We start from the raw sequence: 13,765 nt of genomic DNA on the forward strand, positions 1-13,765 counted from the left end.
GTCTGCGGAAACCATTGATTCTTGAAATAAAATGGGAACTGACGCAGAGTGTTGCAAAATTCGGGCAACAAGACCCGGCAATGAGGCGTGATCGGAGAGGCGGGTCACATGAAATTCGAAGAGTTCCTGAAGGCGGCGGTCTTGGGGGTCGCGTTGACCTGCACGGCCCTGAGCGCGCCGCTCGGCGCCGAGGCATTGACCGTTGTCAAGACCGGCTCCGAAAGCACGCTCGACATCCCGATGAACCGCGCCATAGTCGTCGAAAGCGAGGTTCCTTTTGCCGAACTCAGCATCGCGAATCCCGGCATTGCCGATATTTCGTCGCTTTCGGACAGGACAATCTATGTCCTGGGGAAATCCCCCGGATTGACCACCCTGACGCTGCTGGATGCGACCGGACGCCTGATCACCAACGTCAATGTCAGGGTTGCGGCGGATGTGACCGAGTTCAAGGAACGGCTCCGTCAGATCCTGCCCGGCGAAAAGATCGAGGTGCGCACAGCCAATGACGGCATCGTTCTGTCGGGCGTCGTGTCGAGTTCTGCCCGTCTGCAGCGCGCGCTCGATCTTGCAGAACGGTACGCGCCGGAACGGGTCTCGAACCTGATGAGTGTCGGCGGCGTTCAGCAGGTTATGCTCAAGGTGCGGTTTGCCGAAATGCAGCGTTCGGTCTCGAAATCCCTGAGTTCATCTCTGGGCTTCAACGGATCCATTTTCGGCGGTGACACCGGCCTGAACGGCGGCACCGGCACCTTGAACAACCAGGGCGCACTCATCAATTCGAGTGCAGGCAACATTCCTTTCGCGAATGAAAACACAGGGGCGGTCTTGTTCGGCTTCAACGCCGGATCCGTGCAGGTCGGGCTGCTGATCGAAGCACTGGAACAGAAGGGTGTTGTCCGCACCCTGGCCGAACCCAACCTCAGCGCGCTGTCCGGTCAGGAAGCCAAGTTTCTCGCCGGGGGCGAGTTCCCGATCCCGGTGGCACAGCGCGACGGTCTTTTTTCGGTCGAATACAAAGCCTTCGGGATCGAGTTGAACTTTGTACCACGCGTCGTGGACCAGGGTGTCATCAATCTCGAACTGATGGCGGCCGTGTCCGATATCGACCCGACCCAGGGCGCGAACATCAACGATCTCACCGTCCCGGCATTTTCCCGTCGCGAGACGTCGACCACTGTCGAAATGCGCGACGGCGAGAGCTTTGCAATCGCCGGTTTGATCGAGGACGAATTTCTCGACAACGCGGCGCAGATGCCCTGGCTGGGTGACGTACCCGTGCTCGGTGCCCTGTTCCGCAGCGCGGAATACGAACGAAAACAGACGGAGCTCGTGATCATCGTGACGGCACATCTCGTTTCTCCGACACTGGGCGAGGCGCTGGCATTGCCCACCGATCGGATCACGCCGCCGAGCGAAAGCGATCTGTTCCTGTTCGGCAAGATGAGCAAAGAACTGCGGGGATCGACACAGGGCGCGCAAGAGGTCGCAAAGCAGGATTTCAGCGGCTCCTACGGCTATGTGATGGACTAGGCGGAGAGACGGGATGAAGAGAGAACTGATCCTTGCGACCGGCCTGGCCATCGCCCTGGCGGGGTGCGAGGAAACCGCTGGCGACTTTGTCACCACCACGGATTTCGGCAATGCAACCGAGAACAACGCGCTGGTCATGCGAGGGGTGCGCAGCTATGCTGTCGCTCTGGGCCAGAGGTTCGCGCGAGACGTCCCGACGACCGTGAATTTCGCCTTCAACAGCGACGTTCTGGACGCATCGGCACGTCAAATCCTCGATCGGCAGGCAGACTGGATCCGGCAATTCCCGGAAGTGCGCTTCAACGTCTACGGATATACCGATCTGGTCGGTTCTCCGTCCTACAACTACGGTCTCGGGGAACGCCGCGCCCGCGCGGTCGTGCGGTATCTGTCAACCCGCGGCATCAGCACATCGCGCCTGCAGGCACTTGTCTCCTATGGTGAAACGCGCCCGGTGATCGATTCTCCGGACCCTGAGCGCGCCAACCGGCGCAGCGTCACCGAGGTGAGCGGATTTCTCGAGCGCCATCCAACGGTTCTGGATGGCAAATATGCCGAAATCATCTATCGTGATTATGTCGAGAGTGCGCGGCCCGTCGACGGTCTGACCCGTCGTAGCAACACAGAAGGCTTTGGCGACGTACAATAGTCCGATTTTTGATGAATCGTGTCCCAATTTCAGACAATTGGGTTTATTTAGTCTAACTCTCGCCTAGATTATCGGCAATATTCATAATCATCAGGAGAGGTGCGTCCAGTTGTGGGCGCGCGTTGGTGACGGTGGGGCGAGACGATCGGGGCATCCCGGCAAAGTGCACCGATTCCGCTTGCCAAATAAGGGCCACGAGGATCACGGCAATGAGCAGTCGACTGCCACACAGCGAAAGCAACCCCATCGTGGCCTGCACGGTCAGCCGGGATGTACAGAATTTCGACCTGCTGATCGAAGACATGGAAGCCGCGCTCGGAGAAAGCTGGGGCGATCTTGGGTTTGCCGAAGCGTTGACCTTTCTCGACCAACCGGACGCCAGGGCGCTTGATTTCCTGGCGATCGCGCTGGATGCGCGGGACGAAGACAATATTGCCCTTGTTGGAGAAATCATCACGCAGGCCAAGGCGCAACAGATCGGCGTGATCCTGATCGCCGAAGATGTCTCTCCCGCATCGCTGCACAGGATGTTAAGGCAGGGCGCCGATGAATTTGTCCCCTACCCGCTTCCGGAAAACGAATTGCAATCCGCGATTGACCGGCTGCACGCGCCGCCGCCGCAGGCGGAGTCTTCGCGCCATCAAAAAATGCACCTGCAATCGGGCACTTCACGCGAGGGCGCGGTGATCGTCGTTCATGGTCTTGCCGGCGGCGTCGGAGCGACCACGCTGGCGGTGAACCTGGCCTGGGAATTGGCAACAACCGGTGGTGAAGACGCGCCCAGCGTCTGCCTGCTCGACCTGGACCTGCAATTCGGAAGCATCGGAACCTATCTCGACCTGCCGCGGCGCGAAGCCATCCTCGAAATGCTGACCGACACAGAGAACATGGACGAAGAGGTGTTCGGTTACGCCCTGCAGAGTTTTGAAGACAAGTTGCAGGTGCTGACCGCGCCCTCGGATATCGTGCCACTCGACATTGTCTCGAACGAAGATGTCGAACGGGTGATTTCTCTTGCGCGCAGCCATTTCGACTATGTGATCATAGACATGCCCACGACGCTCGTTCAATGGACCGAAACCGTGTTGCAGGCTGCGCATGTCTATTTCGCGCTGATCGAACTCGACATGCGCTCGGCCCAGAATGCCCTGCGGATGAAACGGGCCTTGCAGTCCGAAGATCTCCCCCTGCAGAAACTCCGCTTTGCGCTGAACCGTGCCCCGAAATTCACCGACCTGTCCGGCAAGGGGCGGGTCAAGCGGATGGCCGAAAGCCTGAGCATTTCGATTGACCTGCAACTTCCCGAGGGTGGCAAGCAGGTCACGCAATGCGGCGACCACGGGCATCCGATGGCGATGTCCGCCGCCAAGAACCCGCTGCGCAAGGAAATCGCCAAACTCGCGCAATCGCTGCACCAGCTCGGCCAGGCCGAGGCCGAAGCGGCGTAACATCCCGGAGGACTTGTTCATATGTTTTCCAAATACAAGAAGCCCAACGCCGCCAAGAAAGCTGCAAAGCCCACCGCGAAGATCACCAACCTCGCTGAGGTGAAACCCGAGTCCGCCACCCCGGCCCGCCAGCCGAGCGTATCGCTGCGCCGTCCGATGCCGCTCAAACCGGACGAGGCCGGAATTCCGGACAAGGATCGCAAACGCAAGGAACGGCTGGGCGAAATCAAGATCGAACTGCACCGCTCTCTCCTTGATAACCTCAACCTCGCGGCACTGGACAGGGCGAGCGAAACCGAGCTGCGAAACGAAATCGGAAGCATTGCCGGCGAAATCCTCGAAGAGCAGGGGATCGTGCTGAATCGCGAAGATCGGCAGACCCTCAACAAGGAGCTTTATGACGAAGTGCGCGGGCTGGGTCCGCTCGAAGCGCTGCTGCAGGACGACTCGATCAATGATATTCTCGTCAATGGACCGCAGCAGGTCTTTGTCGAACGCAATGGCCGGCTCGAACTCAGCGAGGTCACCTTCAAGGACGAACGTCACCTGCTGCGGATCATCGACAAGATCGTCAGCGCCGTGGGTCGCCGCGTGGATGAATCCAACCCCTATGTCGATGCCCGGCTTGCCGATGGATCGCGCTTCAACGCCATGGTGCCACCGATCGCCGTGGACGGGAGCCTCGTATCGATCCGCAAGTTTCGCAAGGACAAGCTCGGAATCGACGACCTGGTGAATTACGGTGCCTTTTCCGAGGAAATGGCCGCCTATCTGCAAGCGGCGGTGGCGACACGCCTGAACGTCATCGTTTCTGGCGGCACCGGGTCTGGTAAAACCACGACACTCAACGCGTTGTCCTCGTTCATCGACAATGGCGAACGCATCCTCACGATCGAGGATACCGCCGAACTGCAACTGCAACAGACCCATGTGGGCCGGATGGAAAGCCGACCACCCAATGTCGAGGGAAAGGGCGAAGTCAGCCCGCGCGACTGTCTGAAAAACGCGTTGCGGATGCGCCCGGACCGGATCATCGTCGGCGAGACGCGCGGCGAAGAGGTCATCGACATGTTGCAGGCGATGAACACGGGCCATGACGGCTCGATGACGACGATTCACGCGAACAGTGCGCGCGACGGGATCAGCCGGCTTGAAAACATGATCGCCATGGCGGGCATTGAAATGCCACTCAAGGCGATGCGCAGCCAGATCTCCTCGGCGGTCAATCTGATCGTGCAGGTGTCGCGCCTGCAGGACGGAAGCCGCCGGATGACTTCGATCACCGAGATTACCGGGATGGAGGGCGATGTCATCTCGATGCAGGAGATTTTCCGCTATCAGCGTGTCGGCCTTACACCCGACAACAAGATCGTCGGCCGTTTCACCGCGACCGGAGTACGCAGCCATTTCTCCGAGCGTTTCCGCATGTGGGGATACGATCTGCCGGCGGCGATATACGAGCCTACAGTGGTGGAAAGCTTCTGATGCAGATCAGCCCGGAACCGATCATATACGGACTGATCTTCATCGGTGTTCTGGTGCTGGTCGAGGGCATCTACCTTGTTGCCTTTGGCAAATCGATCAGCCTGAACAACAAGGTCAACCGCCGGCTCGAAATGCTGGACAAGGGGGCCGGGCGGGAACAGGTGCTGGAACAGCTGCGCAAGGAAATGCGCCAGCACATGAGGTCGCGCTCGATCCCGCTTTATTCGCTGCTCGCGGACAAGGCGCAGAAGGCGGCGATTGCCTTTACCCCCAGACAGCTGGTCATGATCATGGCCGCGCTCGCCACCGTCGCCTTTATCGGTCTCAGCCTGGTAACAGCGGCGGAACTCGGGGTACGGATCGTGGCGTCGGCTGTGATCGGCGTGGGGGCTGTCTATGTCTGGATCAATTCCAAGGCCCGCAAGCGCCTCAGCATGATCGAGGAGCAACTGCCGGACGCCGTGGAACTCATCGTGCGCAGCCTGCGTGTCGGACATCCGTTTTCGTCGGCGATTGCCATTGTTTCTCAGGAAGCCGAAGACCCCCTGGCGACCGAATTCGGGATCATCGCCGACGAAAACGCCTATGGCCGCGACATCGGTGAAGCACTCAAGGAAATGGCGGAACGGCTCGACATGCAGGATCTGCGCTTTCTGTCGGTGGCGGTTTCGATCCAGCAGCAATCCGGGGGAAACCTGGCCGAGATCCTGGCCGGGTTGGCAAAGGTGATCCGTGCGCGTTTCCGGCTGTTTCGGCGGGTGAATGCCATCACCGCCGAGGCCAAATGGTCCGGCAAGTTCCTGTCCGCTTTCCCGGTTTTCTGCCTGATTGCCATCACGCTGAAAGATCCGCATTATTATGATCAGGTTCTGGACCATCCCTGGTTCATACCTGCCTGTTTTCTGGTCGCCATATTGCTGATCGCGAACCTGATCGTGATGCGCATCCTGACCGATATCAAGGTTTAGCGAGGAACCGATGGAGTTCATTGCCGAAATCAAGACACTGTTCACCGACTCGCTTGGTGATTTCGGTCCGGTGATCGTGATCGGTGTACTTGGACTGTTCATGATCCTGCTGGCGGTCTCCCTGATCCTGAACCAGCCGGAAGACCCGCTCAAAAAACTCAAGCGCGCCAATACGCCCGAAAAACGCAGCACGCCGCAAAAGGAGCGGCTGCGCCAGCGCGGACGCAATGTGCAACTCGACAAGTTCGCGACATTTCTCGAACCCAAGAACCAGGCCGAATTATCCGCCGTACAACTGAAGCTGCGACAGGCCGGCTATCAATCCAAGGACGCGGTGCGCATCTATCACTTTGCCCAGTTTGCCCTTGGCATTTTCGGTCTCATCCTCGGGACCGCCTATGTGATCCTGCTGACATCCCAGGGGCAGGTCGTCGAAAACCAGCGCATGATCCTCTATGTTCTGGGGCCCGGCGGTGCGGGCTATCTGCTGCCCAAATACTGGGTCACGCGGCGCGTCCAGACCCGGAAGGAAGCCATCGAGCGCGCCTTTCCCGATGCGCTGGACATGATGCTGGTCTGCGTCGAGGCGGGCCAGTCACTCGATCAATCCATCGTAAGGGTTGCCGCAGAGCTGCACGCCTCCTACCCGGAACTGGCCGAGGAATTCGAGATCGTCGCCTACGAGATGAAGGCCGGCAAGGAAAAAACAGCGGTTCTGCGGGATCTTGGAACGCGCTGCGGCGTGCAGGATGTCTCCTGTTTCGTCACTGTGCTGATTCAGTCGGCCTCGTTCGGTACGTCGATCGCCGAAGCGCTGCGGGTCTATGCCAGCGAAATGCGCGACAAGCGCGTGATGCGCGCCGAAGAAGCCGCCAACAAGCTGCCCACCAAGATGACACTGGCAACGATGACCCTGACGGTGCCGCCGCTGTTGATCATTCTGGTTGGCCCATCGGCGCAGGGCATCGCCAACCTTGGTAACATGGGCAAGTAGCGTATGGGATCGCTGCGCGCGCGGGCCGGCGCAATGCCGCACAGGTTGGTTCTCGCAATTGCGACCAGCCTGGGCATCTCGGCCTGTGACACGTTCAGGGAACCCGATACGCCCGCGGGTGTGGATGCGCCGGGTGTCGATCTGAGAAAAGAGGCGGCTGACGGGTTGGAAGTGGGCAACCGGTTGCTGGCGGCGTCCGAGTACGAGCTTGCAATCGATGCCTTTACCCGCGCGGCGCTGAAACGCGGGCTGACTCCCGAAATTCTGAACGGCATGGGAACCGCCAACCTCGGACTTGGCCGGCTGGGGCAATCCGAGGAATTGCTCCGCCGCGCGGTCGAGGCGGCGCCGGACTGGCCCGAGGCTTGGAACAATCTCGGCGTGGTTCTTCTCGAACGGGGCGAGATCGGAGAAGCAGAGCAGGTCTTTCGCAAGGCCTATGCGCTGGACAATGGCGAAAGTGACGCAATCCGCGACAATCTGCGCTTAGCCCTCGCAAAAACCGAAAATTTCGGTCATACTGAGCCGCAAAACCAGGAATATAAAGTGGTGCGGCGGGGCAGCAGCGAATATCTGATCCGCAAGACACCATGACAGAGGCATAAGAGCAGTAAAGGACGCAACCAATGCGCCACCTCACCCTGATTCCGGCCGCACTTGTCATGAGTTTGGCCGTTTCCGCTTGCGCGAAAAAGCCGGACGAGACCGTTGAGCGCGCTTTTCAAGAGGTCAATGTGGTCGATGAAAACGACCTGAACGATGTCATGCTGACCGTCGCGGATCCGAATGAAGCGGTGACATATTTTACCCGCAGTCTCAAGCAATCCCCAAACCGGATCGACCTGCAACGCGGGCTTGCCCTGTCGCTGATACGGGCCAAGCGAAACGTCGAAGGCGTCGCCGCGTGGAAAAAAGTCGTCGGCATGAGCGGGGCAACGTCAGAAGACAAGGTCGCCCTCGCCGATGCCCAGATCCGCGTGGGCGAATGGGCCGCCGCCGAAAAGACACTCGACAGCGTTCCACCCACCTATGAAACCTTCAGGCGCTACCGGCTGGAAGGCATGGTGGCCGATGCCAACAAGGAATGGAACAAGGCTGACAGCTATTACGAAACCGCACTTGGCCTGACCACCAAGCCGGCAGGCGTGATGAACAACTGGGGGTATTCCAAGCTTTCGCGCGGTGATTTCGCCGGGGCCGAACGTCTGTTTGGTCAGGCGATCCGGCAGGATCCCGGCCTGTTCACCGCCAAGAACAACCTCGTTCTCGCGCGGGGTGCGCAGCGGAACTATTCGTTGCCCGTCATACCGATGGATCAGGTCGAGCGCGCCGAACTGCTGCACACCATGGCATTGACCGCGATCAAGCAGGGTGACGTGCAAACCGGCGAAGCGCTGTTGCGCGAGGCAATCGACACGCATCCGCAGCATTTCGAAGAGGCCGCCAGGTCCCTGCGTGCCATCGAAAACGGCTAGGCCGGATGTCGGTATCCGCCGAAGCAGCACTCTGGTTCCTGCCCTTTGTCCTTCCGATCTGCTTTTTCGTGGCGCTCTCGGACCTGCGGGACATGCGCATCCCCAACCAGGCGGTTCTGTTGCTCGTCGTGGTCTTTCTCGTTGTCGGGCTCTTCGTCCTGCCGCTTGCGACCTATGGAACCCGCCTGCTGCAGCTTGGCGTCGTTCTGATCATCGGCATCGTGCTCAACGCCGCCGGTGCCGTCGGGGCCGGCGACGCCAAATTCGCGGCGGCAGCCGCACCCTATATCGCGATCGGGGATCTGCGTCTGGTCATCGCGATCTTTGCCGCCAATCTTCTCGCGGCCTTCACGACCCATCGGCTCGTCAAATTCACGCCGCTGCGCCGCATCGCGCCAACCTGGAAAAGCTGGGACGCCGGCGGGAAGTTCCCCATGGGCCTGTCACTGGCCGGAACATTGGCGATCTACCTGATCCTTGGGGCATTGATCGGCAGCTGACGCCCCTTTCCGCCCCTGACACTACACTTTGGGACGCCGCATTCTTGCCAGAAACAATCACTAGTAGTGCTGTCATCACTGGTTTCACCCTTCGATACAGGCCGAGCAGATGAACACGCAGGCAAACGCTGTCTCCGCACCCCCCAGCCCGACCACCATAGATGACATGCGCCTGCCGCTGGTGATGATGCGGGACATCCTGCTCAAGACCGTCTTTCGCAAGACCATTGAAACGGTCACGGAAATCGCGGCGGCCATCTGCCTGCCCATGCAGACGACGCAGGAACTGATCGATCTTGCACGCGAACAGCGTTTGCTCGAAGCGACCGGCACGCTCAATGCCAATAACGGCAATGAAATGGGATACCGGCTTACCGATGCGGGAAAATCGCGGGCACTGGATGCGCTGTCGCAATCCGAGTATTTCGGCGCGATGCCGGTGCCGCTGGCCGTCTATCGCGAACAGGTTGCGCGCCAGTCGATCCGCAACATCCGGATCACCCGCGAACAACTGACCGGCGCGATGAAGGATCTGATCCTGCCCGATGCGCTGCTCGATCATCTCGGTCCCGCAGTCAGCGCGGGCCGTTCGATTCTGATGTATGGTCCGCCCGGCAACGGAAAATCGTCAATCGCAAACGGCATCCGCAAAACTCTGGGTCATCGCATCTATGTTCCGCGCGCCATCGAATATTCCGGGCAGGTCATCACCGTCTACGATCCGATCGTACACACCGCCGTGGATGACATACCGGACGACCCGAATGCCTTGCGCCGAACCCGGCGGTTTGACACACGCTATGTCTGTTGCGAGCGGCCCACTGTGGTGACGGGCGGGGAACTGTCGCTCAAGATGCTGGACCTTGTCTATAATCCGACCGCACGGACCTATCAGGCGCCGCTGCAACTGAAATCGACGGGTGGTATCTTTATTATCGACGATCTCGGCCGGCAGGAGGAGTCGCCACAGGCGCTGATCAACCGCTGGATCGTGCCGCTTGAGGAAGGCAAGGATATTCTCGGGCTGCAATCAGGAGAGAAATTCGAAGTCCCGTTCGATACTCTGCTGATCTTTTCGACAAACTTTCACCCGAACGAGATTTTCGATCAGGCGGCGCTGCGGCGGATTTTCTTCAAGATCAAGATAGACGGACCGAGCAAAGAGAACTTTCTCAGGATTTTCGCGCTCGTCGCACGCAATAAGGGGATGCCGCTGGACGAGGCCGCGCTGGTTCACCTGCTGAAGGTCAAATATCCGACCATCGGCAATATCTATGCAAATTATCAACCGGTCTTCCTGATCGATCAGATGATCGCCATCTGTGAATTCGAAGGCATCCCGTATCGGATGAGCCCCGAGCTCATCGACCGGGCCTGGGCCAACATGTTCGTGCGCGACGAAAATATCGTCAGATAAGAGCTCGCGCGTGACGAAGGCTGGTCCTCGTGCGGCACCGCGCTAGACTGTCGATCATGACACTTCCACCACAGCTTCAGGCATGGTTCGACGGCAAGGGCTGGTCGCCACATCCGCACCAACTCGCCATGCTGGACCGCGCCGATGCGCCCGCGACCCTGTTGATTGCCCCCACCGGCGGCGGCAAGACATTGGCCGGTTTCCTGCCCACGCTCGCGGATCTGGCCAATGACGCCCATGAGGGTCTTCACACGCTCTATGTCAGCCCGCTCAAGGCACTGGCAGCGGATATCAAACGCAATCTGCGCACGCCGGTCGACGAGATCGGGCTGGATATCCGGATCGAGGATCGCACCGGAGATACCTCGGCCACGCAAAAGCGACGCCAGCGTGTCGACCCGCCCCACATCCTGCTGACCACCCCCGAGAGCCTCGCTTTGATGATCTCGTACGAGGACGCGCCACGCATCTTCAACGGATTGAAACGCATCGTGGTGGATGAAGTCCATGCCCTTGCCGAGAGCAAGCGCGGCGATCAACTGATGCTTGCCCTCGCGCGGATCAATGCGCTTTGCCCGGATCTGCGCCGCGTGGGCCTGTCGGCCACGGTCGATGATCCCGCCGCCATCGCGCGTCTGCTCGCGCGTCACCCCGACCGCTGCGACATTCTCGTCGCCGACCCCGGCCCGGCGCCCGACATTGCCATGCTCGAAACAAGCGAAGAGCCGCCCTGGGCAGGCGGCGGTGCAGCCTATGCGATCCCCGCCGTGATGGAGCAAGTCCGGCAGCACAAGACCACGCTGATTTTTCACAACACGCGCGCGCAGGCCGAGATTTTCTTTCACAATCTTTGGCTCGCAAATCCCGACGGCCTGCCCATCGGCATTCATCATGGCAGCCTTGACCGGCAGCAACGCCAACGTGTCGAGGCGGCCATGGTACGCGGAGAATTGCGGGCCATCGTCTGCACCGGAAGCCTTGATCTGGGAATAGACTGGGGCGATGTGGACCTTGTGATCCAGATCGGTGCCCCCAAGAACGTCAAGCGGCTGGTGCAGCGCATCGGCCGAGCCAATCATCAGTACAATGCCCCCTCCAAGGCGCTGCTGGTCCCCGCGAACCGGTTCGAAGTGGTCGAGTGTATCGCCGCGCTCCAGGCCGTGCAGGAAGGCGATCTGGATGGTGAACCGCGCGGGCCGGGTCCGTTGGACGTGCTTTGCCAGCATATTCTGATCACGGCCTGTTCCGGGCCGTTCCATGCCGACGACCTCTATGCAGAAGTCACGACCGCGGGCGCCTATGCCGATCTGTCCCGCGCCGATTTTGATCGCTGTCTCGAATTCGCGGCCACCGGAGGATATGCGCTGCGTGCCTATGATCGCTGGCAACGCCTGTTGCAACGCGCGGACGGACGGTGGCAATTGCGCGACCCCCGTGCCAGCCGGGACATACGCATGAACATCGGTACCATCCAGGACAGCGACACGGTCAAGGTCCGGCTCAGGCGCAATCGCGGTGGCAAACCGCTGGGCGAAGTCGAAGAGGGGTTCGCGGCCACCCTGTCCACGGGCGATACCTTTCTCATCGGCGGGCAGATCGTGCGCTTTGAAGGGTTGCGGGAGATGACGGTCGAAGTGTCTCGCGACGCCGCGCGCAAACCGCGCATCGCCACCTTTTCGGGCACCAAATTCGCCACCTCTACACAGCTGAGCGCCCGCATCCTCGCGCTGCTGCAGCAACCGGACTGGCCCGGCTTGCCTGCCCACACGGCAGAATGGCTGAACCTGCAACGCGAGAAAAGCCGGCTACCCGAATTCGGGCGGCTACTGATCGAGAGTTTTCCCCATGACGGGCGCGAGCATTGCTGTGTCTACGGGTTTGCCGGGCGCAACGCGCAACAGACACTGGGCCTGTTGTTGACGAAACAAATGGAAGAGGCCGGGCTCGATCCGCTGGGTTTCGTCGCCACCGATTACGCGACGCTGATCTGGGGGCTGGAACCACTGCGGGATCCCGAAATTCTCTTTGATCGCGATACCTTGCGCAACGGGCTGGCCAACTGGCTGGCGGGAAATGCCGTCATGAAACGCACGTTTCGCGCCAGCGCCACGATTGCCGGCCTCATTCAGCGCAACACGCCGCAGGCACGCAAGACCGGCAGACAGGCGACCTTTTCATCTGACATTCTCTATGACACGTTGCAGAAATACGATCCCGATCACCTGATGCTGGACATCACCCGCAGCGAAGCGCAGCGCGGGTTGGTGGATTTCGGCCGCATCGAGGAGCTTCTGGATCGCGTGGGCGACAGGCTGGACCTGCTGCGGCTGGATCGTGTCACGCCGCTTGCGGCTCCATTGCTTCTCGAAGTGGGCAAGGTGCCGATCAAGGGTGCCGCCGAAGAACGACTTTTGGCCGAGGAAACCCGGCGGCTGATGCAGGAAGCGGGGCTTGCGGAACTCTGAGCAATCCGCGAACCAGCACCGAAACAGGTCACCGCGGACCATCTGTACCGATGTGAAAAGCGATGTTTCAAACCAAGGAAGAAACGCGATAGACCCGGCTTCATGAATGGGTATGTCTTTACATTTTCCGGTGCCGAGCTGGTCGCCCTGGGGTCCGGCGCGCTCTGGTGGCGGGATCACGGGTTGCTCTGCGTATCCGATCTGCATCTGGGCAAGTCCGAACGTATCGCGCGGCGTGGGGGCGTATCGCTCCCGCCCTATGACACCCGTGCGACGCTTGATAGGTTGGCGGCGGATCTGGACTCCTGCAATCCGGCAACCGTGGCCTGTATCGGTGACAGCTTTGACGATCTGGAGTCCGCAGATGCCCTCCCCGAATACGAGCGGCTCTGGATCGCGCGCCTGCAAGCGGGTCGCGAATGGATCTGGATCGAAGGTAACCACGATCCCGGCCCCGTCGCGTTGGGCGGTGCCCATCATGCGATATTGCGGGTCGGGCCGCTGACCTTCCGGCATATTGCCGATCCTGCCGCGCAGGCCGAAGTGTCTGGCCATTATCATCCCAAGGTCCAGCTGCGTCTGCGCGGGCGTACCATCGCACGTCCGGCCTTTCTGGTGGATCGCGATCGCATTATCCTTCCCGCCTACGGAGTTTATACGGGCGGGCTTCGCAGCGATGCGGGGGCGCTTTGCAGTCTCATGCGGCCGGACGCGATTGCCCTTGTCACGGGATCGTCGGTGTACCCGGTTCCGATGCCGCGCAATGCCTGAAGCGTGTCACATTGCTTTCGCAGCCATATCTGCTTCAATCACTCGGTAGCGTCATTTGGG

12 protein-coding genes are annotated in these 13,765 nt (G+C 60.2%); all 12 read left to right on the plus strand.

From position 1 onward, the window contains the following. The first annotated feature begins 108 nt into the window (after positions 1-108). Complete coding sequence (locus tag AB9K34_RS18185) at positions 109-1,533, plus strand: type II and III secretion system protein family protein (protein WP_369955844.1); 1,425 nt, start codon at positions 109-111, stop codon at positions 1,531-1,533. 13 nt (positions 1,534-1,546) lie between these two features. Next, positions 1,547-2,182, plus strand: coding sequence for an OmpA family protein (locus tag AB9K34_RS18190; protein ID WP_369955845.1), 636 nt, complete (start codon positions 1,547-1,549; stop codon positions 2,180-2,182). A 209-nt stretch (positions 2,183-2,391) separates the two neighbouring features. Next, on the plus strand, positions 2,392-3,630 hold the full coding sequence (locus tag AB9K34_RS18195; protein WP_369955846.1) for a CpaE family protein: 1,239 nt from the start codon (positions 2,392-2,394) through the stop codon (positions 3,628-3,630). Positions 3,631-3,651: 21 nt separating this feature from the next. Further along, complete coding sequence (locus tag AB9K34_RS18200; protein WP_369955847.1) at positions 3,652-5,115, plus strand: CpaF family protein; 1,464 nt, start codon at positions 3,652-3,654, stop codon at positions 5,113-5,115. Further along, positions 5,115-6,083: a type II secretion system F family protein gene (locus AB9K34_RS18205; RefSeq protein WP_369955848.1), complete on the plus strand. Its 969-nt coding sequence runs from the start codon at positions 5,115-5,117 to the stop codon at positions 6,081-6,083. Before AB9K34_RS18200 ends, AB9K34_RS18205 begins: the two co-directional genes overlap by 1 nt. A gap of 10 nt (positions 6,084-6,093) precedes the next feature. Continuing rightward, positions 6,094-7,077, plus strand: coding sequence for a type II secretion system F family protein (locus AB9K34_RS18210; RefSeq protein ID WP_369955849.1), 984 nt, complete (start codon positions 6,094-6,096; stop codon positions 7,075-7,077). A 3-nt stretch (positions 7,078-7,080) separates the two neighbouring features. After that, positions 7,081-7,671 carry a tetratricopeptide repeat protein gene (locus AB9K34_RS18215; protein WP_369955850.1) on the plus strand — a complete coding sequence of 197 codons (591 nt, stop codon included), beginning with the start codon at positions 7,081-7,083 and terminating at the stop codon, positions 7,669-7,671. A 32-nt stretch (positions 7,672-7,703) separates the two neighbouring features. Further along, positions 7,704-8,552, plus strand: coding sequence for a tetratricopeptide repeat protein (locus AB9K34_RS18220; protein ID WP_369955851.1), 849 nt, complete (start codon positions 7,704-7,706; stop codon positions 8,550-8,552). A 5-nt stretch (positions 8,553-8,557) separates the two neighbouring features. Then, positions 8,558-9,052 (plus strand): prepilin peptidase, encoded by a 495-nt coding sequence (locus AB9K34_RS18225; protein WP_369955852.1) that lies wholly within the window; start codon positions 8,558-8,560, stop codon positions 9,050-9,052. A 109-nt stretch (positions 9,053-9,161) separates the two neighbouring features. Beyond that, positions 9,162-10,469 (plus strand): ATPase, encoded by a 1,308-nt coding sequence (locus AB9K34_RS18230; RefSeq protein WP_369955853.1) that lies wholly within the window; start codon positions 9,162-9,164, stop codon positions 10,467-10,469. A gap of 56 nt (positions 10,470-10,525) precedes the next feature. After that, positions 10,526-12,934 (plus strand): ligase-associated DNA damage response DEXH box helicase, encoded by a 2,409-nt coding sequence (locus AB9K34_RS18235; protein WP_369955854.1) that lies wholly within the window; start codon positions 10,526-10,528, stop codon positions 12,932-12,934. 102 nt (positions 12,935-13,036) lie between these two features. Further along, a complete protein-coding gene (gene pdeM / locus AB9K34_RS18240; RefSeq protein WP_369955855.1) occupies positions 13,037-13,705 on the plus strand; it encodes a ligase-associated DNA damage response endonuclease PdeM in 669 nt (222 codons plus the stop codon). Positions 13,706-13,765: the final 60 nt, after the last annotated feature.

Origin of the sequence: Sedimentitalea sp. XS_ASV28, assembly GCF_041224545.1 — a bacterium.
Taxonomy (GTDB): Bacteria; Pseudomonadota; Alphaproteobacteria; order Rhodobacterales; family Rhodobacteraceae; genus Sedimentitalea.

Excerpts from the sequence above, each read along its gene's own strand:
- AB9K34_RS18185 (WP_369955844.1), top strand. The coding sequence starts at position 109 with ATGAAATTCGAAGAGTTCCTGAAGGCGGCGGTCTTGGGGGTCGCGTTG.
- AB9K34_RS18190 (WP_369955845.1), top strand. The coding sequence starts at position 1,547 with ATGAAGAGAGAACTGATCCTTGCGACCGGCCTGGCCATCGCCCTGGCG.
- AB9K34_RS18195 (WP_369955846.1), top strand. The coding sequence starts at position 2,392 with ATGAGCAGTCGACTGCCACACAGCGAAAGCAACCCCATCGTGGCCTGC.
- AB9K34_RS18200 (WP_369955847.1), top strand. The coding sequence starts at position 3,652 with ATGTTTTCCAAATACAAGAAGCCCAACGCCGCCAAGAAAGCTGCAAAG.
- AB9K34_RS18205 (WP_369955848.1), top strand. The coding sequence starts at position 5,115 with ATGCAGATCAGCCCGGAACCGATCATATACGGACTGATCTTCATCGGT.
- AB9K34_RS18210 (WP_369955849.1), top strand. The coding sequence starts at position 6,094 with ATGGAGTTCATTGCCGAAATCAAGACACTGTTCACCGACTCGCTTGGT.
- AB9K34_RS18215 (WP_369955850.1), top strand. The coding sequence starts at position 7,081 with ATGGGATCGCTGCGCGCGCGGGCCGGCGCAATGCCGCACAGGTTGGTT.
- AB9K34_RS18220 (WP_369955851.1), top strand. The coding sequence starts at position 7,704 with ATGCGCCACCTCACCCTGATTCCGGCCGCACTTGTCATGAGTTTGGCC.
- AB9K34_RS18225 (WP_369955852.1), top strand. The coding sequence starts at position 8,558 with ATGTCGGTATCCGCCGAAGCAGCACTCTGGTTCCTGCCCTTTGTCCTT.
- AB9K34_RS18230 (WP_369955853.1), top strand. The coding sequence starts at position 9,162 with ATGAACACGCAGGCAAACGCTGTCTCCGCACCCCCCAGCCCGACCACC.
- AB9K34_RS18235 (WP_369955854.1), top strand. The coding sequence starts at position 10,526 with ATGACACTTCCACCACAGCTTCAGGCATGGTTCGACGGCAAGGGCTGG.
- pdeM (WP_369955855.1), top strand. The coding sequence starts at position 13,037 with ATGAATGGGTATGTCTTTACATTTTCCGGTGCCGAGCTGGTCGCCCTG.